At 38.2% G+C, this 19427-nt stretch carries 35 protein-coding genes; all 35 read right to left on the bottom strand.

Translation table 11 applies throughout. From position 1 onward, the window contains the following. Positions 1-61: 61 nt before the first annotated feature. The 35 genes from ACYFX0_RS18645 to ACYFX0_RS18475 all read right to left on the bottom strand — a co-directional run bounded on the left by ACYFX0_RS18645 (position 62) and on the right by ACYFX0_RS18475 (position 19390). Positions 62-1213 carry a hypothetical protein gene (locus tag ACYFX0_RS18645; protein ID WP_460271260.1) on the bottom strand — a complete coding sequence of 384 codons (1152 nt, stop codon included), beginning with the start codon at positions 1211-1213 and terminating at the stop codon, positions 62-64. A gap of 96 nt (positions 1214-1309) precedes the next feature. After that, positions 1310-1993 carry a hypothetical protein gene (locus tag ACYFX0_RS18640; RefSeq protein ID WP_460271259.1) on the bottom strand — a complete coding sequence of 228 codons (684 nt, stop codon included), beginning with the start codon at positions 1991-1993 and terminating at the stop codon, positions 1310-1312. Between the two features lie 16 nt (positions 1994-2009). Continuing rightward, complete coding sequence (locus ACYFX0_RS18635) at positions 2010-2684, bottom strand: hypothetical protein (RefSeq protein WP_460271258.1); 675 nt, start codon at positions 2682-2684, stop codon at positions 2010-2012. Positions 2685-2696: 12 nt separating this feature from the next. Next, positions 2697-4889, bottom strand: a complete 2193-nt coding sequence (locus ACYFX0_RS18630; RefSeq protein WP_460271257.1) for a DNA gyrase/topoisomerase IV subunit A — start codon at positions 4887-4889, stop codon at positions 2697-2699. Between the two features lie 114 nt (positions 4890-5003). After that, on the bottom strand, positions 5004-5630 hold the full coding sequence (locus tag ACYFX0_RS18625; protein ID WP_260459664.1) for a hypothetical protein: 627 nt from the start codon (positions 5628-5630) through the stop codon (positions 5004-5006). 141 nt (positions 5631-5771) lie between these two features. Then, positions 5772-6041 carry a hypothetical protein gene (locus ACYFX0_RS18620; RefSeq protein WP_460271256.1) on the bottom strand — a complete coding sequence of 90 codons (270 nt, stop codon included), beginning with the start codon at positions 6039-6041 and terminating at the stop codon, positions 5772-5774. Positions 6042-6075: 34 nt separating this feature from the next. Further along, positions 6076-6423 carry a hypothetical protein gene (locus tag ACYFX0_RS18615; protein ID WP_460271255.1) on the bottom strand — a complete coding sequence of 116 codons (348 nt, stop codon included), beginning with the start codon at positions 6421-6423 and terminating at the stop codon, positions 6076-6078. A gap of 27 nt (positions 6424-6450) precedes the next feature. Then, positions 6451-6684, bottom strand: coding sequence for a hypothetical protein (locus ACYFX0_RS18610; RefSeq protein ID WP_460271254.1), 234 nt, complete (start codon positions 6682-6684; stop codon positions 6451-6453). Positions 6685-6726: 42 nt separating this feature from the next. Then, positions 6727-6909, bottom strand: coding sequence for a hypothetical protein (locus ACYFX0_RS18605; protein ID WP_460271253.1), 183 nt, complete (start codon positions 6907-6909; stop codon positions 6727-6729). Positions 6910-7037: 128 nt separating this feature from the next. Continuing rightward, positions 7038-7217 (bottom strand): hypothetical protein, encoded by a 180-nt coding sequence (locus ACYFX0_RS18600; protein WP_460271252.1) that lies wholly within the window; start codon positions 7215-7217, stop codon positions 7038-7040. Between the two features lie 34 nt (positions 7218-7251). Further along, positions 7252-7662, bottom strand: coding sequence for a hypothetical protein (locus ACYFX0_RS18595; RefSeq protein WP_460271251.1), 411 nt, complete (start codon positions 7660-7662; stop codon positions 7252-7254). A gap of 14 nt (positions 7663-7676) precedes the next feature. Further along, positions 7677-7928, bottom strand: a complete 252-nt coding sequence (locus ACYFX0_RS18590) for a hypothetical protein (RefSeq protein WP_460271250.1) — start codon at positions 7926-7928, stop codon at positions 7677-7679. Positions 7929-8051: 123 nt separating this feature from the next. Then, positions 8052-9056, bottom strand: a complete 1005-nt coding sequence (locus ACYFX0_RS18585) for a DUF1002 domain-containing protein (RefSeq protein ID WP_460271249.1) — start codon at positions 9054-9056, stop codon at positions 8052-8054. A 155-nt stretch (positions 9057-9211) separates the two neighbouring features. Continuing rightward, positions 9212-9373: a hypothetical protein gene (locus ACYFX0_RS18580; protein WP_460271248.1), complete on the bottom strand. Its 162-nt coding sequence runs from the start codon at positions 9371-9373 to the stop codon at positions 9212-9214. A gap of 14 nt (positions 9374-9387) precedes the next feature. Further along, positions 9388-9924: a hypothetical protein gene (locus ACYFX0_RS18575; protein ID WP_460271246.1), complete on the bottom strand. Its 537-nt coding sequence runs from the start codon at positions 9922-9924 to the stop codon at positions 9388-9390. 150 nt (positions 9925-10074) lie between these two features. Continuing rightward, positions 10075-10380 (bottom strand): hypothetical protein, encoded by a 306-nt coding sequence (locus ACYFX0_RS18570; protein ID WP_460271244.1) that lies wholly within the window; start codon positions 10378-10380, stop codon positions 10075-10077. Positions 10381-10402: 22 nt separating this feature from the next. Then, positions 10403-10660, bottom strand: a complete 258-nt coding sequence (locus ACYFX0_RS18565; protein ID WP_460271243.1) for a hypothetical protein — start codon at positions 10658-10660, stop codon at positions 10403-10405. Positions 10661-10676: 16 nt separating this feature from the next. Next, entirely contained in the window at positions 10677-11063 is a 387-nt protein-coding gene (locus tag ACYFX0_RS18560) for a hypothetical protein (RefSeq protein WP_460271242.1), read from the bottom strand. Between the two features lie 15 nt (positions 11064-11078). Then, complete coding sequence (locus tag ACYFX0_RS18555; protein WP_460271240.1) at positions 11079-11387, bottom strand: hypothetical protein; 309 nt, start codon at positions 11385-11387, stop codon at positions 11079-11081. Between the two features lie 14 nt (positions 11388-11401). Continuing rightward, positions 11402-11650 carry a hypothetical protein gene (locus ACYFX0_RS18550; protein ID WP_460271239.1) on the bottom strand — a complete coding sequence of 83 codons (249 nt, stop codon included), beginning with the start codon at positions 11648-11650 and terminating at the stop codon, positions 11402-11404. A gap of 114 nt (positions 11651-11764) precedes the next feature. Continuing rightward, positions 11765-12391 carry a class A sortase gene (locus ACYFX0_RS18545; protein ID WP_460271238.1) on the bottom strand — a complete coding sequence of 209 codons (627 nt, stop codon included), beginning with the start codon at positions 12389-12391 and terminating at the stop codon, positions 11765-11767. Next, positions 12382-12726: a hypothetical protein gene (locus tag ACYFX0_RS18540; RefSeq protein WP_460271237.1), complete on the bottom strand. Its 345-nt coding sequence runs from the start codon at positions 12724-12726 to the stop codon at positions 12382-12384. Before ACYFX0_RS18540 ends, ACYFX0_RS18545 begins: the two co-directional genes overlap by 10 nt. A 13-nt stretch (positions 12727-12739) precedes the next feature. Beyond that, positions 12740-12928, bottom strand: coding sequence for a hypothetical protein (locus ACYFX0_RS18535; RefSeq protein ID WP_460271235.1), 189 nt, complete (start codon positions 12926-12928; stop codon positions 12740-12742). Between the two features lie 22 nt (positions 12929-12950). Continuing rightward, positions 12951-13235, bottom strand: coding sequence for a hypothetical protein (locus tag ACYFX0_RS18530; RefSeq protein ID WP_460271234.1), 285 nt, complete (start codon positions 13233-13235; stop codon positions 12951-12953). 77 nt (positions 13236-13312) lie between these two features. Next, positions 13313-13591 carry a hypothetical protein gene (locus ACYFX0_RS18525; protein WP_460271232.1) on the bottom strand — a complete coding sequence of 93 codons (279 nt, stop codon included), beginning with the start codon at positions 13589-13591 and terminating at the stop codon, positions 13313-13315. 3 nt (positions 13592-13594) lie between these two features. Further along, a complete protein-coding gene (locus ACYFX0_RS18520; RefSeq protein WP_460271231.1) occupies positions 13595-14236 on the bottom strand; it encodes a hypothetical protein in 642 nt (213 codons plus the stop codon). Positions 14237-14331: 95 nt separating this feature from the next. Further along, entirely contained in the window at positions 14332-14748 is a 417-nt protein-coding gene (locus ACYFX0_RS18515; protein ID WP_221660260.1) for a hypothetical protein, read from the bottom strand. Between the two features lie 112 nt (positions 14749-14860). Next, the gene (locus ACYFX0_RS18510) at positions 14861-15325 is read right to left on the bottom strand and encodes a hypothetical protein (protein ID WP_460271229.1); all 465 of its coding nucleotides are present in this window, start codon (positions 15323-15325) and stop codon (positions 14861-14863) included. A gap of 17 nt (positions 15326-15342) precedes the next feature. Beyond that, a complete protein-coding gene (locus tag ACYFX0_RS18505) occupies positions 15343-15669 on the bottom strand; it encodes a hypothetical protein (RefSeq protein ID WP_440027937.1) in 327 nt (108 codons plus the stop codon). Positions 15670-15684: 15 nt separating this feature from the next. Continuing rightward, positions 15685-15921 carry a hypothetical protein gene (locus ACYFX0_RS18500; protein ID WP_460271227.1) on the bottom strand — a complete coding sequence of 79 codons (237 nt, stop codon included), beginning with the start codon at positions 15919-15921 and terminating at the stop codon, positions 15685-15687. Positions 15922-16036: 115 nt separating this feature from the next. Further along, positions 16037-16207, bottom strand: coding sequence for a hypothetical protein (locus tag ACYFX0_RS18495; protein WP_460271226.1), 171 nt, complete (start codon positions 16205-16207; stop codon positions 16037-16039). Between the two features lie 67 nt (positions 16208-16274). Further along, positions 16275-16481, bottom strand: a complete 207-nt coding sequence (locus ACYFX0_RS18490) for a hypothetical protein (protein WP_460271224.1) — start codon at positions 16479-16481, stop codon at positions 16275-16277. Between the two features lie 250 nt (positions 16482-16731). Then, positions 16732-17412 carry a hypothetical protein gene (locus ACYFX0_RS18485; protein WP_460271223.1) on the bottom strand — a complete coding sequence of 227 codons (681 nt, stop codon included), beginning with the start codon at positions 17410-17412 and terminating at the stop codon, positions 16732-16734. A 45-nt stretch (positions 17413-17457) separates the two neighbouring features. Next, positions 17458-18249: a hypothetical protein gene (locus tag ACYFX0_RS18480; RefSeq protein ID WP_460271221.1), complete on the bottom strand. Its 792-nt coding sequence runs from the start codon at positions 18247-18249 to the stop codon at positions 17458-17460. 58 nt (positions 18250-18307) lie between these two features. Next, positions 18308-19390, bottom strand: coding sequence for a ThiF family adenylyltransferase (locus ACYFX0_RS18475; RefSeq protein WP_460271219.1), 1083 nt, complete (start codon positions 19388-19390; stop codon positions 18308-18310). Positions 19391-19427: the final 37 nt, after the last annotated feature.

The following is a 19427-nucleotide window of genomic DNA, read 5'->3' as shown; positions in this document are numbered from 1 at the left end:
CAGACACTTTCTTTATGTCTGCTTTTCACCTTTTCCCTTTTTCGTTACTTTCCCTTAACCTTTACAGGTTTGCGATTGCATCATCCACATCAAAGTCATCGATATCGTCATCATCGTTTTCTTTGTTTTCCTCAGCACCATCAGCACCATCATCGCCATCTTCGTCATCAAACTCAGATAATGCATCGTCATCCTCTGTAGATGCTGCCACTTCCTGCTCTGCTTCGTTTTCCTCAGCAAAATCCTCTACATCGAAGGCATCGTCGTCAATCTCATCATCTTCTTTTTTCTCTTCAGCAGCTTCCTCGTTAGAAGACTCATCTGCAGATTCATCATCGTTCTCATCGAACTCTGCAAAATCATCCCCGTCTTCTGCGTTATCCTCTTCTTTTGGCTCTTCTTTAGCTTTAGGCTCAGCCTTAGGTGCTTCCTTCTCTTTTGGCTCTTCCTTCGCTTTTGGTTCTTCTTTTACCACAGGCTCTTCTTTAGCCTTTGGCTCAGCTTTTACCTTTGACTCTTCTTTTTTCTTATCTGCCTTTGGTGTTTCTTTGGCTTTAGGCTCTTCTTTTACCTCAGGCTCTTCAACAGCATCCTCTAGGTCAGAGAAATCATCCTCTGATTCCCCTTGTTCTGTTTGCTCTACCTCTTCTGACCCATCATCTAAGTCATCCTGAGAGTCTGAATCATCAGACTCATCACCCAGTACATGCTCAAGAATCGCTTTTTGTAGCGCATCCTGTACTTTACTGTAAGGAACTGCCTCATCCGCAGAAAGTACAGCAGTTAACTTAGCGAACTCAAGTGTAGTTTCAGCCTCACCATCCGTCAGGTCATCTTCGCTGCCACTAAATACAAGCTCAACCTCACCAAGCTTACCTACCGCTTTTTCGTTTTTAATTCCGCCCTCTAACACGTTTTCATGGAACTGAAGTAACGTCCCTTCGCTCATAACCGCTTTCACTTCATCCCAGTTGAATGCGCTCATTAAAAACTCAACTAGTAGGTATTTATTTTTATCGCTTGCCACTGCGTCCGGAATGAATTTGTCCCCTTTATTTTCAACCTGCTTTGTAATTAAACGGTCATACCCTAAGTTTCCAAACGTGTGATTCGTATGCCAGTTTGCTAACGCCTTATTCGATAACGTTGCAATCGTTTCAATACGCTTTCCTTTACGTAAACCTAAAATACTAAAATACTTTTCTTTCGCCATTATGTAACCCCCATCGATTGATTTAATTTGTTTTGTGCTTTCCTTTAACTACCTATAGCTTAACAAAAAAGAGCCATACAAAATGGCTCCTCCTTATCAAGCAGTTACTTTATTTTCAGTAGATTCGTCTAAAGAATCTGTTGTTTCTACCTTACTATTTAACTCGAATCTAGCCCCCGCTAAAATCTCATCTACTAACTCCACTAACGATTGTCGGAGTTGTTTATCCTCACGTAGTGCTTTTTTAAACTTAGGAGTAACCATCAGCGATTTCATGTTCTTTTTCGCCTTACTTGGCTTTAACTCTTTAAGTGTTTTTAACGCCACGAACCCTAATTGGAAGTCTTCCTCTACTAAACGGAATCCTCCTTTTTCTAACCACTCCTCACTAGGGTTTTTCGGCTTTGCAGTCACCCTAACCAAGTACAGATTATTCTCGACATCTCCTTTAGGGAAATCATCTGTATCTACCTCTACAACGTGAATAAAGTTACCATCCTTTAGACCGTCACAAGCCAGTACAGACACCTCACGGTCATCAATAATACGTTTAACCGTATGAGAAGCAAATGTTGTATTCTTATTTTTTAACCCTTTCTTTGTGAAATAAAAATTAGGCGCTAAGAATACCGTATCTTCATTTGCACGATTATTATCTACTACTATAGTAGGCATTACTTGAAACGTATCACCCACCTTAACCGCTACCGCATCCATTGTAAACCCTTTCTCTACCGAACCATTTAACCCATAACCTACTCCATACGTCTGTTTAGTCACACCTATCCACCCTTTCTTATCCGTGTGCTACCTCTAGTTCTGCTGTAAGCCCTGTAAGTAACTCAGATACTAACCCTTTTAGCTCGTTCTGAATTACTTCACTTTCCTTTAACTTGCTTGCAAAAGCAGAGAACATTTCTCTTTGTTTATCATTGAAGCCTGTTTCCTTCCCCTGTAACTCACGTAAAGAGCGGAAATAGATAACATCCGCCTCTATATACGCACCATCTTCATGCAAGTCCCAGTAGTCTTCTTTATCATCTTCCGTAGGTCTACGAAACTCATCTTTCTTATCACGTTTTACTAATTTCGTAGCAATACGGGCGTAGTAAATATTATCCTCATACGTTTCTCCGTCTAAGAACAATTCATCCTCGACCTCGTTTATTCGAAGCAAACAACCGTCCTGTAGCGCATCCGAACCAAGCATCGTAACAGGTATCTCGTCAAACCCACGGTTGATTTGATACCCTAAACTCGCTCCGTTATCCTTATCTTTTTTAGTCTCATCGAAAAACGTATCGATATTCATTCTTGAAATATCATGGAAACTGTAATCCTCTGGCAACTCCTCCGTAGGTCGGAGGAAAAAACCCTCTCCCCTACGGTACACCATTACGTCGATTAAACAGTTTAGCCCTGTTTTACCTCGCTGCAGCTGCGCCCCTACCATAAATTTATCTACTCGCATTACAACTCACCTCTATTTATCTTTAGGTACTGCGTACCCTTTTTTACCACGTTCACGGCGTCGATAACCATCCGGCATTTCTTCCTCAGTCATAGTACATACAATCTCATCTACTTCTGTATCCCCTGCATCTAAATGAATACCTCGTACACCCCCTGTTTTAATACCATGCACCGGAATTTCATCTACTGCAAAATACATAGACTTACCTTTCTTATCTTTGAAGCCAATAAATCCGTCATCTTCTAACAACCACACGTTTGTTACTTCTTCATCTTCTTTAATTTTAACCGCTGTATATAAGCTAAAGTAGCGCTTTGCCACCTCATGCTCTGCTACCTTTGTACGTTTCACTAACCCATTTGTTTTGGCTGTTACTACGTATTTTTCCATATCATCGACATCTATGATGAGCGCACCTATCATATACTCCCCATCGGCTAAATCTACCCCATAGTTTGCAAGATGTTTACCTGTCTCTTTCCACTTACATTCCTCAATTTCATGGATAGGTACATACATATAATTACCTTTATTCGTAAAGACCATGAACACACCTTTTGTTGTTCCCTGACCACTAAAGACTTCCTCATCGCCCTCTACAATTCCACTAATCTCTGTTGAGTTGAAGCTTCGTAGAGAAGAACGTTTGATATAACCACCTTTAGAAATGCTAACCACTACATCTTCCTCTTTGATGATATCCGTTTTTGCTACATCCCAACTCTCTTCGCCCATAATCACCTCTGAGCGACGTTCCGTAGCAAATTCATTCTTCACCTTTTCATAAAGTCTAATGATATGTTCGTTTAACTTCTTATCGTTTGTAAGCAGAATATTTAATGCTTTAAGTGTTTTTAACAGGTCTGCCTCTTCTTTTTCGTACTTAGCTTTATCTGTACGAGACAATCTGTGTAACTGCATAATTACAATTTCCTCTGCTTGTTCAGAAGAAAACCCAAATTTCTCGATAATTGCAGCCTTTGCACCTGCTTTTCCATCAGACTCTCGAATAACCGGAATAACCTCATCTAATATATCCGCTAACTTTAAGAACCCTTCTACAATATGAAGACGTTTATCACATTTATCTTTATCATGCGCAAGTTCCTTACGTCTTGTTTCGGTACGAAAATCGTTAAATACAACGAGTATCTCCTTTAACCCTAATTGAACTGGCTTCCCGTCTCGAATCGCTACCATATTCATGCTGTAGTTCTTTTGCATAGGTGTCTTAGAGAAAATATAACCCAGAATAACCTGCAAATCCGCATCCTTACTGCATTCTACAACTACTCGATTAACAGGCTCACCATTTTCAAGACCGGACTCATCGCGAGCATCAAGCATACCTACCACTTCTTTACCTTGCGCAATATCTTTTAACTTATCAACCATAGCTCCCTTTTTCATCTCATAAGGGATATCATCAAACACGATGTATTGACGTTTCTTATCCGACTCTATATGATACTTTGCACGGAATTTAACGTCTCCTTTACCTGTCTCATACATCTTCTTTAACCCAGAAGCTCCCACAATAACCCCACCTGTAGGGAAGTCTGGAGCAGGTACAAAATCCATTAAATCTTCAACCGTTGCACTTGGGTTTCTTCTTAAATGAATACAAGCGTCCATCAACTCTCCCAAGTTATGAGGTGCGATGTTTGTCGCATACGCCGTACTAATCCCAGTTGAGCCGTTTACTAGTAGGTTAGGGAAATGCACAGGGAATACGACAGGCTCTTTATCCGTATCGTCAAAGTTATCAACAAACTCAACTAACCCGTTCTTCTCAAGCCCCTTTGTCATTCCATCCGTTACGATTTGACTCAATCGTGCCTCCGTATAACGCATTGCTGCGGGACTATCGCCATCAAGCGAACCATTATTACCATGCATATCTATAAGGGGCATACGTAATGACCAATGCTGTGACATACGTACCATTGCCTCATACACCGAACTATCTCCATGTGGATGATAATTTCCGATTACCTCTCCTACCGTCTTTGCAGACTTTCTATATTTACTATCATATGTATTCTTACTTACACTCATAGCGTACAGGATACGTCTCTGTACAGGTTTCAACCCATCCCGGACATCAGGAAGCGCTCTACTCGTTATTGCATACTTAGCGTACGTACTAAACCTTTCCTCCGCTACATCGCTTATTTCTACGCTCTCAATTGTTTCAGCCATACTACTCAATTCCCTTCTACATCAATCTATCTGAATTATACCAACATTACTGCATATCTAAGTCGAAGGTGTTATCAAACAAAAAAGCGCCCCATTACAAGGCACTTTTATACTTTATTTAACTTTTACATTGTATCTTTTGCGTTGTTCAGACGACATAAACTGGGCAACAAACTGTAAATCATACCAGCGTAAAGCAGCCATCTGCTCTTGGTCTTTTTCTTTACGTAAGCTTACCTTAACCACGCTCTTAAACGCTCGTTTCCCCATATCACTAAGTGTAGGATAAAAATTCCGAAGGTGCTTTAACTGGTTAGGTGAAAGCTTCCCATCCTTTTTAATTTTATCTGCTACACTTTTATAAAATGTATTATTTGAACTTTGCAATCTTTCATCTAACGCATCTGCCAAAATTCTCTTGAAATACTCCGTTTTATCTTTTGTTAACCTCGCTGCCGTAACAAGATTTCCTTCTGTATCATAGAAATCATCTTTGAAATCATCCGTAAATTTCTTAATACATTCCGACCCAACAACCATTACATTGCTATTTAGCTTGTTTACAATCGTATATTCATACCTAATTTCCTCATGACCACACAACTCACAAGATGCGTCACAATACTCGTTATCCTCTAAACCCCGATACACCCACTCCAGACGGGCTTTGTTGAAGTCCTCTTGCTCTTTACTTAGTCTGAATAAATTTATAGTTGCCTGCTTTAACCACTCTGTATTCATTACGTCCCCTCACCCATCTCAGTGTATTTTTGTTCTTCCTTACTTCTTACCTATAATATACCAGTTGTTTATATTTTAGTCAATATTAAAATGTTATAAACGAAAAGACACCAAACGACTGGTGTCTCTACTTATTCCCTATTACTCAATCTTACCCCCACGGCTTTTGCGCTTACCACCAGTACGTTTCTTCCTAAACTCTTTAACGTACCAACCATTAAACTCCCGTAATCTCGCAAACGCCACTTTAAACCGTTTATCGGCATCCTGATAATCCTGTGTCTCCCTCACATGGTCGGGAACCAATCCCATAGTATTCCTTCCAAACATCTGCAAAGCTTTTGAAGCTTCATCACACTCATCGTTTAATTCTTTCTTACGTATTTCAGCCTCTTCACGTGTCATATTCATTTTAATCCCTCCAGGTACTGGTCATCTCGGTAGATTACATACTTAATACCGAGATTTTTATTTGCTCTGTATACTTCTGTGCAGCTTTTACACCAGCAACTAACCTATCTCCTTTTTGCTCCAATACATCTTTTGCCTTTGCAATCGCCTCCTTTTGCGTATTCCCAAATGCTAACGAAAACCCATTTTCATGACATACTAGATATTTTCCCGACCCCTGGGGGTTTAAAACTAAAAACCATTTACATCCATTTTGGATGAACGTCTTTTTTATTTCTGCACGTAAACCAAAGCAACCAATAATAGTAACTACTTTTTCTCCAATATACGTATATAAACCGTCCGTTCTTCTCGCCAACATTAGATATTTTTTCTTTTTCATCTTCAGAACCCCCGTTACCTGTATGTTTTATTTTTCTGCTTTACCACAGTAACCACATCGGTCTCTCGTCCATAACCCGAAATGCATAATAAACGGGGTACCATCCTTTCTCTCAATAATTGAACCTTCATTTCCTTTCCCGCAATGCTCACAGTAGTTATCTTTTTTCTTTTCTTCGTATGTTTGTTGCTGTTTAATTAACTCCTCAGTAGCTTCCACACCGTACTTATCTAAACTTTCCTTTTCCCATGTATAACTCATCTTGTCTCCCCCATTTAATGAATTGTTTTATATATTTAACTCTTATTTCTTCCTCGGTGTGTTTACAAAAATAATATCTGCCGCTATTTTAGTAGCTTTTCGTTTCCACCTTTTAGCCATATCCTTAACCGCTTGACTATTGGCAATTTGCTCCTCTGTTAAACCTGCCTTTTTATAAAAGTCCGCAGCCCTCACTACTGCTTGTGTATATCTCATTTTTGTCATCTCGTCCGCTCCCTCATTTAAGTCATTTGTTAACCCTTTTCTTACTACTAATATACCAGTTTATTATATTTTAGTCAATAGTTAGTTAATATAAAAAAGTACTGAAAATATCAGTACTTTAACCTTTATTATTTAACCCTGCTATACTCTTTTCGTTCCCTTAAAACCAATTCTTTCCCTATAATTTCATCGTAACACCGGAACTTTATATGTGTATCATCTACACCCTCTAACATCCCTTTCAGCCCTTGAAACGTTCCACGGATTATATCAACCTCGCTACCTACCACATACATCTTCGTTTCCACCCTTACACACCCCATTCTTATTTTGATAGAAGACTTAATTTACACAATAACGGATATCATCAAACACCTTTTCATATTCGTTATGTTCTGTTACTTCATCTATAACTAGAAACTCCAGTACAAAATCCCTAACGTTTTCAATTGTCCAACCTAACCCGTCCTCGACGATAACAGAACCATTCCCACTCCAAGCAGCGTTGTAATATAAACCATCTGAACCTTTTACAAAATTCTTTGTTATATCTTCATTCGTATAAATTGTTTTAAGTAAATTATTCGTACCGTTCTCGTAAATACCTACTTCTAAGTTCTTCCCAGACCACTTAACCGACACATAATAGCTATCTATATCCAAATTTAACTCGTTTGCGCAATACACCGGAAACCAGTCCCAAATTGTTTTAAACACCGTATAAACCCCACCTACTGACATTCTGTAACCCATTATAACCCCTCCTATTATTCCTGCACCTGTTTATAATGCTTACCATATACCTCTTTGTCCACCTGTTCATACCAACTATAAAACGCCTTACTTACCGCCCCTCTTTTTGTACGTTTCCACCCTAAAGGTACTTTATCGTAAATAACACCATTGAACGTAGCGAACAACACCACTAACTCATTACGTTTCTTACTATAGTAAACTTCATTTCCTTCGCTGTCTTTAGCTACTACTCTACCGCCATCATATATCATTTCAATGTTCATAAATTTAGCCCCCATTGATAGAATTTATATGTTTCATTACGTAAAGTATACCAGTTTATTATATTTTAGTCAATATTTTAATAAAAAGAAGGCATTGGAGATTTCCAATGCCTTCTTTTACCCTTACTTAGTTAAGTTTGAAAAGAAATTACCAATAGCATGCGCCACATCCACAAAGAATGTTTTAATAGCCTCTAACACACCTTGACCCTCTTCGCTCTCCATATACCCTTTAATTTTACCGAATGTCTCTTTTGCCCCCTTAACCACACTATCCTTGTACTGACCTAACTGATTTACAAACTCTTCACTATTTGCGATATTACTATCTTTAAAGTTGAACATGAAATTAACAATCGTATCTTTTTGTGTACCTGTAATTGTATCCTCTAGTTTTAGTTCTTTGATTTTTTCATCTACAATCTTTTCAACCTGCTCTTTTGTTAACTGCTCTTTCTGCTTCTCATCTAACTTAGCAATCTGTTGTTTCATATCAGCTACGGCAACGTTTAACTGTTCATCTGTGAACCCTTTTTTCTCTTTATTTTGCTCGTTGATTTGTCCTAGCATCTTCACTTCATCTTGTGCAAGTTTCATATCTTTCTGGTTAAGCTCCACACCTTCTTCTTTAAAGGCATAGTATACGCCCGCTAGAGCGCCCTCGCCCGTTGCTGTGACAGAAGAAGCCACCTCAATATTTACATCCGTTAAGCCCGCTGTAAGCGCCGCATTTCGGTACTGGTCTTGTGTAATACGTGTAATGTTTTTAGGTGTTTTGATATCAACTTTAACCCCGTCACCCTTATCTGTCTTTTGAACAACTACACTAGAATAAATATTTGACGAAGGGTCACCTTCACCAAGCAGCTCAATCATTTTCTTTCCGTCCATTGTTAACGTTTTGAAATTATCTTTAACCTCTAAATCCTTCTTTACCTGTGATAATTTTGCATCATCTAAAGACTTGCCTTTAACAAATACCGGCTCAGACCAAGTCTCATGTACTACATTATCCTTTTTAATTGCATCGTTTTTACTAGCTCCCGTTTCTGCCTTTGCAAAACTACCTCCAAACGGTGATACCAATAATGCTAACGCCACACCTGCTGCTAATTTCTTTTTAAACATGTTTCATTCTCCTCTTCGTTTGGTTTTATATCTTCTTTTATATTTCAAGTATCTTATACTAATCCCTTGAATGGCTCATTTCCGTACTTATAATATACCATTTTATTATATTTTAGTCAATATTTTTATACCTATAAAGGACTGAAGGTTCAGCCCTAGTCTTCATATCGCATTAAAATCAATTCATCGTTTAACATTTCATGTGTCACACTACCTACACCATCTAAAACAAGATTCCCTTCCTTATTTCGATAAATAGTAATATTAACCTCTTTACCGCTAATATTTACAGGAACATCCTTAGCAACAATAACCACAGTAAACCCTCCCTTTATTTCTCTTCGACAGGAAACATATTTTTTGCGTTTGGTACTTCATATCGAATAACGACCTTTCCATCGCACATACCGCCATTCATAGCCCCTAAAAGCCCCTCCAGTCTAGGTTGACCCTGTAACTCCTGTCTCACGCTTTTAGAAGTAATAACCCCAATCTTTTTATACGTACCTAACAAATCCTCTACAGAATCAAAGGTTTCGATTTTATCGCCAACTACTTTATATACAAACCTTTCTTTATCTAATTTATCTGCCCAACCAAAGAAGTCAAATTCATATCTTCCAACGAAGATATCAACCTTTTGTCGGTTATATGCGTTCTCAAGAAATTTAATATCGTGCAATTCCGTATACATGCAGCTAAATTCCATTTTATCATCTTTATACACATTTATTACTTGAGTCCCACTAAACATGAAATAATCACAAGCAAGTAACTGCCCCTTAATTTCCTCCGGCATCTCGCCCCAATTTCCTAACATATTTGGTAACTCACTTACTGGTATACTTAAATTGATAACTGTAAACATAACCGATTCCCTCTTTCTTCTTTCGTTTTTTGATTTCCTTTTGTTTTATTTCCTTGTCTATAATATACCAGATTATTATATTTTGGTCAATAGTTAGTTGTTAAAAAGAAAAAGCACCGGAAACCCGATGCTTTAACTGCATACATCCATCTACCATACATTAACCTCGGAAGGTTTTAAACTCTCCCACGCCTCATTTAACGCCTCTCGAAGTGCGTCCTCCCCACACTCTTCAATAAGCATACGCAGCTTCATATTCTGCTTTCCTTCTTTATCTAACGAGCGATATGTATAGTTATCAAATAATTTACCATTACCAATATACGTAAAATTTCGTTTTCTTTTTGCTTTCACACCTACATCAGAAATGTAGAGTTTGTTATCCATAATCGTCACTCGAATATCTAATGTTGTACCGTCTTCTTTTTTCTTTGTAATATGTATATCCGGATTCACTATAATCTCCCCCAATGTTTATTTAATAAATAACCTCTTGTACCCGAACCGTATCCGTAATACGTAACGTACGATACCACTCTCTAAAATCGTCCACTGTAAAGAACGTCTTTTTAAATGAGAAATCCGCCTCACCATAATCATCATACGCCATTACTTGCAATTCCGTATCCCCATCTGAATTAGCTAAAAATGCACGTACTGTTAGTTCTCCGCCCGTTGTAAGCACCCGCGATGTATGTTTAAACTCTTTAACCGCATTCCCGTTACACGTAACCATATATGACCCCTCCTAGTTAATATACCTCTGTAACTTTATGACCTGTCCGGTATTCATATCGCCCCTTCGCCATTCCCCAATCAATACTGCTACCATCTATAGACCCATTAAAGAAATCCCTCATATCCCCATATAACTTACACACCACTTCATACCGCTCTTTTAAGTCTGTAAGCTTATGCCTGTTATCGAAATCCCCGGAAATATAACCTGAGCTTGGATGCTCAAAACTGCCTAAGAATTTTTGACTCCAGTAACTGAAATTAAAACCTTTACTCGCCGAGTATTCATGGAAGAATAACCGAGAATTAGTTACCTCCCTATACACATACTCCATGAATTTTAAGTTGTGATACATATCTATTACACTTTCTCCGATTGTTTTCTTTGTCACTCTTGCCACGATTAGTTCCCCTCTCTATCTATCTGTCCCTGTTAGATGTAGCTGAATGTAAGTAGGTACAAACAATATCCGATTTCTTGTGTTATCTATGTCTCTTCGAAGTGCTTTCAACTCATCAATTTCCTTTTGCACCTTATATACATCATCCAATATGGCTTCCTTTAGCGAAAACTCTCCTTTTGTTAGCTTAATAATTTCCTTTTGGAGTTCATAATCCTCTTCAGTACTCTCTTTAATCTGCAGTATCTTAAACTCTTTCGCTTCAATAAGACAATCCAACCCTTTACATATAGTAAATCTCTTTTCCGTTGTTAATTCATTCACTGTAATCATCCTCCTTATTTATCTTTAACCTCAACATACGTTCCAATATAAACCTTGTTACCTTTTCCAAACGATACAAAGACCTTTCCATCTTCAAGCTGCATCTTTTTAGCCATCGTACTCATTCTCATACCGTTTTGAACTGTGAAAAAATAAATTCTCCCGTTACTTGCACTTTTAAACCGTAATGTATCGTACTTGTTATCGTTATAAACACCTATATGTTTAAATTCTTTTACATCTAATGTGATTTGCGCAGCCATTGTATCTCCCGCTTTCTTAGTAACTATTTGTTACTTATACTATACCACTTTATTATATTTTGGTCAATAGATGAAACTGAAAAAGAGCGTGGATTTACGCTCCTATTCATCCAATTATTTAACTAGTTCACCCTGTACCAATAACCTGCCATCACCCTCTGATAAGCATGTAATTAGTGTAGTAAGTGTATGACCTTCCACATCATCAATCACATATACATCCTTAGCAGATATCTCACGCTTTTCCACCACTTTGTATGTATACACACCCGTATCATCACTAATTACAATCTCATCGCCTTTATTAACCCTATCCAAAGGACTGAATAACAGCTTAGGGTCTTTCATATGATGGCTTGCTAACGCATAATTACCTTTACCTAGCTCCTGCCCATCCTTCATAGTCCCTGCGCCTTTATACATCCCCTCATCACTAACCCCTTTAATGACAGGTAAGTCTAGGTTTACACTTTTTACTTGAATACGACCAACAACTGCATCATCTGAAGACTCTACCTTCACAATGTTTGTTACACTCACAGGCTTCACATCTTCGAAGTTATACTCAACCTCTTTTTCTTTGTTTTTCTTTATTTCTTCATGTGTTGTTTCTTGTACCAACTCTTTTGTATTCTTTTCTACTAAGTAATCTTTAGCATAGTCTTTAGCAGCGTACCCGACACCACCTACAACCAATAGACCCGCTAATCCATAGCGTAAAAATCCCAAACCTACTCCCATTTCAAACCATCCTCCTTTTCTGCGTACAAAATATATACCGCACCCATCAACATAATTACACTCATCCAAAAAATATAGCCGTACTCACCATAAACAAGATATTTAGCGATTAGCAAAGCGCCTAATATAATCCCTAACATCAATAAGACAAAAGATATCTTTATAAGAACCATATGTTTATATAGCACCAATGCTATGCCTGACGTAATAAATCCGGCGGCAGCATAACCTACAACATCCCACCAAGCATCATCTTTAACTGATAAGATGATGCCCGCTACATTAACCGCTACCATTAATGAGAAGCTCACAATTCCTATTCTTCGTAAACCCATAAAAACACCCTCTTTAGTAATCTATCTCTATTACAACATGTTCCTCAGCATCAAAACCAAGAATTTTTAGTTTTATAATTACATCCCCAACCTCATAATCTTCTACAGTGTTTTTAATATCTTCCACCGCTCTTCTTACCGTATCCTCACTTGCAGTTGTTCTAATAGCTTCTGTACCTAGCTTATACGTTTTGAAATCCATATACAAACCCTCCATAATTGTTTTAGTTTTGTTTCTCCAGTAAGTAGTAATAGTAATAGTAATAGTAATCAATCTCCGTTTTTGTTACCTGCAGGAACGAACCCTCATCAGCAAACTTAAAATACCAACGACCCATATCCCAATATACCTGCACATCTTCACGACCTACCAGACTTTTTACATAGTCTTTACGCTTCCACCAAACACCATCGTATTTTACAACTTTATTCAGCGTGTTTTTAGCCCTAGCGTGGCTTTTAGGGTCTTCCTGTAGAAAACCCCCAATGCTCGCCCTACGCTCTTCCACGGCAAGTTTCTCCACCTCACGCTGCCGAATAATCTCCATAGCATTCTCAGACTCTTTTAATGTACCCTGCGTATCTATTAACCTTTCAATGATTCTTCTGTATATAACGGAGCAGATATCACTCCGCTATTTTCCAGAATTTCCCATACATTTGAAACTCTTCTACATAACTTGCTATATGGCATTTCTGCACCTCTCTGCAATATCCCTACTAAACGTAATAATAATAATAATAATAATAATAATAATAATACATCTAAAAAGATACCGAAAATCCCTCGTAGCCATACAATTTCATTAAATCTTGTTTCATCTGCTCCTTTACTTCGTTTTTTAAAGGGGCTTGGTAGCCCCACGTCTTAATCTAAAAGCCCATCTATAAATTGTTGTTCTTCTTCTGTTTTAACTGGATACTTTGCAGATACCTTGAAAAGTCCGTTTTCATCGATTACTAGGGCTACTTTTCTCAACCCCTTTACAAAGTAGAAAATCGGCTTTTTCTTCCACTGTGTAACTTTACCGCTTTCTATAAGCTCTTCTGTACGGCTATCCAGTTTGCTTGTGTTTTCTTCCGATTTCTTTGCTATCTGCTCCAATACCACAAGCTGTTTTTTATACTTTAGGATTGTCGCCCTTGTCACTGGTACTTGCTCGTTATTGTCTGATTTTCTAATCATTTCTTTTATTAGTGGTATATTTTCAACGCTCATATCAAGACCGCCGTACTTGTTTAATCCTTTGCTTGCATTGGACAATCTATTTTCTTCTTTCCATTCCAAGGCTTCAACACGTTCTTCTTGTGCTTTGACTTCACCTAATAACCTAAAAATCTTATTTTCTATTTGTTTCGCCCTTTTGAAGAAACTACCTGCATTACGCTTGTCGTTCATTGGCTGCCCATTTGTTTGAGCATAATGGGTGCGGTCGCTTTCGATTGCTGAATTAAGTTCATTTCTTAATCTTTCAAGTTTTTGTTTTGCTAATTCTAATCTAGTTGCCATCTTTATCCCTCCAACGGTTTCTTATCTGTTATTAATATACCACGTTATTATATTTTAGTCAATAGTTAGCCACTAAAATCCGAAGTACAGCACCTTTAACCTAACACCTCTATTTTCGTACAGGTCTGCATGTCATCTGTAACCGTACCGACGTTAAATACATTACCTATATAATAGTCAACTGCATCATTATACGTACCTTTAAACGTTGTTGTAATTACCTCTCCACCATCGTATATACAACGTAATTGAATTTTACCCCACTCTTTTGCAAAGAAACGAAGTGTTAATTCACGGTAATCGATTTCTTCAAAACCACCCCAGACATACTCAGCTACAAAACCCTCTGTTATAGGCGCTAACTCCTCTTTAATTTTATCTTCAATCGTTTCACTAACCAAACAATGAAGTTCTTCAAATGACATACCTTGATTTTCTTCCACAACCGCTTGAATTGTATCCTCATATCTTTTGTTTGCTAATGTTGTTTCTCTATTTACAAAATGAATCATTTTTAGTTCCCCCTGATTTGGTTTTATTTGTTGTTTGTTTCTGTACTTATAATATACCAGTTTATTATATTTTAGTCAACAGTTTCGGATAAACAAAAAGGAGTAGATTTCTCTACTCCATACAATCTAAAATATCCTCTAACGTCATATTGCTTTTAGGTTTAAATACATTTACATAAGTCATATCCTGACCTGCATTTTGCAAATCAATTAACTCATCCACCACATCCAATTTGTTATCACATTCAATATGGTGCATAGAACCCTCACCCGTAATAACTGTTATTGTCCACTGCTCAAATGGTTTACCGAACCCATCGAGCCTTGTTATTGCGCTATGCTTTTTACACAAATCCGATAACTTATTTCCTTTTGCCACCGTATGTGCAAGCTGCACAACATGTGAGTGTTTGCGAACCCCTTCTGGGTCAATAACATTAACCTCTTCGACAGCTTTTCCATGTTCTTTTCTAAATAGGTATTCCACAAGACCCCTTGAAATACCATCAATATCTACTAACCATTTGTATGAATATCCTGCAGTCAATTCAAGAATTAAACCTTTACTGTAGTTCATTTTATACCCTCCCCAATTTATGCTGCTTCCACTGCTCCGCAAAACTCTAATGTTTCCTCAAACATCTCCAATGCTTCTAACATATCGTACTTATGTATGTTGTATTTCCCTGTATACCGATTACAATCCAGTTCCTTCTTTGCCTCTTCTACATTTTCGAAACACATATAGATACTATAACAATAGCTTGCTTCCTCATCTATTCGTATACGTACATCACCTAAATCTGTAGCTACCTTATGCGTAAAGCTACTATTCTCTAAAGCTGTCCAACCATATCTGTTTAAAATTCTCTTTGCTTGTTTTACAAACTCCGCCATCTGCTTTTTTGTTACTTTTTTCATAAGAAACCCTCCTATTTATTTAACGATACCTACCAACCTGTCAGCACGTAACTTTCGCTCTGAGGTAGTAGTCTGACCTTCCCGGTTTTTATATTCAATTCCCACTTTAATCGTCTTTCCTGTTTTGCTAGGTGTAATAGAAGTAACCGTTTCATGAAACCCAAAATTCCAGACCGTCACAGAACCTACCACTAAATCTTTTGCTTTAACCGCAGGTGTTTCTCCGATTCCCTGTAATTTAATACTTATCATACGAATCTCCCCTTTACTTAGGTAGCCACAACAACTAACATCTGGTAACCTTTCATCTGTCTACACTATACCAGTTTATTATATTTCGGTCAATAGTTTGGGTTAAAAATAGACCTTACTTCTTTTCTTTACTTAAGTACTCATCTACTACAGCGAAAGCAATCATGTCTTTATCTGTAACGATTAGTTTCTCTTTAAAATTAATAGCTACTATAACGGAATCGCCGAACTCCACGTCCCAAACCTTATCTCCTACAGAAAACCCTTTATACGTAGCTTTTTCCACAATAACCCCTCCTAGTTATAGTAAGGATTAGGTAGTCCCCAACCCCTACTGCTCTACCCGTAACTGTCTATGCAACCTCTGCCTCTTTTAACAACTCAAGTGTTATTTCAATACCTGCTACACTCTTTGAACTCCATTTCCAGTCTGTAATCCCTGACTGTAAATCATCCTCTTTAATATAATAGTACCCATTGCCGTAGAACCTCTTTTGTCTTTCTAATCTATAACCTAGCTTCTTAAATTCCTCTTTATAGTAGTTTAAGTCCTTCGTCATTAGAACATCCACCTCTCTATTTCTTACTTCAACTGCTATAAATATACCAATTTTTTATATTTTAGTCAATATTATGCAAAGAAAAAAGACGGTGGGTATCCGTCTCTCTTCTGGAACGCTAAAAGCAGAGGTATACACCCTCCGTTTTCCTTGCGTATTTAACAAAAAGCTAGGTTATTGGCTATCTTCTAGCTAGGTGTAGGTTATGGTTACCTCACAATACTATCATCCAATATACCTAAAATCAATCTTATGCATCTTCTTTCAGAAGACCTTTTTTCTTTTTGTATGTCTTTCTGCGGTTAGCACGTTTGTAGCAACGGAATAATTCCTCAGCCGTTAACCCTAATTCTTCACGGATAACATGACCTTCGATTCCTTCCATGTACATCTCTACTGCTTTTACCTCTTTTTCATTTTCTTCACGGTCTGGATTCCAGTAACGAGTATCAACCTCATCGAATGCATACTCAAACTTTGTACCACCTAAGCTTCGGTATGTCTCATATAGCACTGGTAATGTATTCATTCGTGCCGGAGTATGTGTACAATCTAGTGCCGGACTTAAATCCCCTAGTTTATCACTTCTGTACACCCCTGCATACCAGTGAGCAACATCAGCTAAGCGCTCACGACTCTCTTTATGCTGTGCAAGTGCCTCTTCACGTGTCAAACCGTTTTTAGCGTACTCCCCACCTAAAATAACTGCAATTCGCTGCTTTGATAAACCTGCTACCTCTGCAAGTTCAAACTGTCCATACCCATTTAAGTAATAACGTAGGTACTCGTCACGTAAAACGTCCCCATCAATCACTTTTTCTAACATATGATAGTCCTCTAACGATAGTCGTTTCTTAAACTCCTTATTTACCTCTGGGATATTGTATCCCTCTTTTAAAAACTTCACTAAATTCTTTGTTACTGTACTCACTGTACGTTCCCCTCTTTCTCTTTGTTAGTTTTATTATAATTTTATTTAAAATTTAATCTGTTTAGTATGGATAAATCCTGCAAGTTCACAAATATCATCTTCAAATATGCTTGTCATAAGTATAATCAAATACGAGCTTCTCTTTAAAACTGAGTAAGGTGTAAGCTCACCTACTGCGCTGTGTACCTTAGCCAATTCCCCATCTAACCATGTAGCTAAATGTCTTTTTTCGGCTGCTGTCCAATCCAACGTAGCTACCCTGCTCTGACAACTTCGAATGTATTTCACATAATCCTGCGCTCGTAACTCTTTGTTACTTAAGTCTAAATTGAACGGTGCGTTTAGAAATACAGCCATTAACCCGCTCGCCATGTACTCTGGCTTCTCGTAGTCAGGTAAACTGTTACCTCTGCCCCAACATATCTTACCATCCCCAGAATACACGTTAGGAATCAGCAGCTCTTTATCATTTAATGCTGAGCGTAATTTTACCGAAGCCCCATGTACCTTTAACGTCGATGTATCGTATTTGAACCACATCTGAACACCAACACGACTAATGATTTTTAATTTCTTATGCCGCTTTATATATGCTTGGTACACATTCCTGTAAGCCTGTCTTACACTTGTACTATATTCTGCATCAATCTCTGTAATAGCTATACTTACATTTATTTCAGAATGGATATTTGGAACATTTGCGATAACAAAACCGTTACCATCGGCGAAACTAAGGGAAGAAATATTCCCCTTAATTTTAAGCGACTCCCCGCCATCATCCTCTTCCATATCCTCACTCGGAACATCTAATGTAAGGTAATCCATTGGAACTTTCAACAGCGAATCGTCCACCTTGATTACTACTTTTTTCTTCACCCTAGCTCCTCCTCTCTACTCAATCATCTAAGAACTCACTTAACCAAGACTCGTAGCCCTCTTCTTTTTTCACGCTTGCTACTTCAGGCTCAGCTACATCGTCTATATCGATTCCGAAATCATCGTCATCAAAAATACTTAGAATATCGACCAGGTCTTTGCTTTCTTTCTTCTTAGGCACTGCCACTCTTTTCGCTTTCGTTGCTTTCTTAAATTTATCAGCCATACTCCGGTTTGCCGGGATAACAGGAATACGAGAATCTCCAAATATGTTCGTATCTTCCTCGTTAACAAACCTACATATATCTTCTAACCTTTCTACAAGTTGCTCCGATGTACTCCCTGTACCTACTGAAAACTTATTACTTCGACTATTAAAACGAATCTCAGCAACCTTAACCTTCTGCGTAACCTGCTGCACTGCTTTTACTACCGTTGCCGCCGACATCATATTTGTTCCGATATTTTGAGGATGACTCACTGTAACCTCGTCGCAACTTAATTCATGGTCGCCACGGGTTAATTTTGTTCTCCAATTTTCTATCCCTACGAATATGCTATCTAACGCATGACCTCCGCAAGCACCTGCATGAAATGTAACCCTATTCCCCTGCAACTTTAACGGGTTTTCGTTCCCGCTATACAACGAACAAGGAATTACCTGCCCATGCCACTCTTCATTACCTGCATCGATAAAATGAACGTCACAACCGTATTTATCGAATATCTGAAATTGAGCTAGCAGCAACCTCAATCTCGCATAGTTATTATCTACACAACTGACAAGGACGACCTCATCTACCTCCGAGAATGTATCTACTACACCTAAAACCGCACTCACATCGTTTACAAATCCGGTACTGTAGTAAATTCCTAAGTCGGGATAAGCTACTCCGTAACGCTTCGCCAGAACCTCCGCCTTATTTCCATTCAAATCTTTTCGTAAAAATCCCTGTCTAAGAAGATTCTTCTCCTCAACTACATCCCCATCTATAAGCACGATGCAGTTATCGTTTGTATCCGTATGGTATAAATTTGTCAGGTTAGGCATCACATAACTCCCTGTTCCGCCCGCTCCAACGACTACCGTTACTCGATTCACTTGTTTCCCCTCCTTAACTGTCTTTATCATACCACAT

The organism is Bacillus sp. NEAU-Y102 (assembly GCF_054788175.1).
This window is presented reverse-complemented; position numbering and strand designations above follow the sequence as displayed.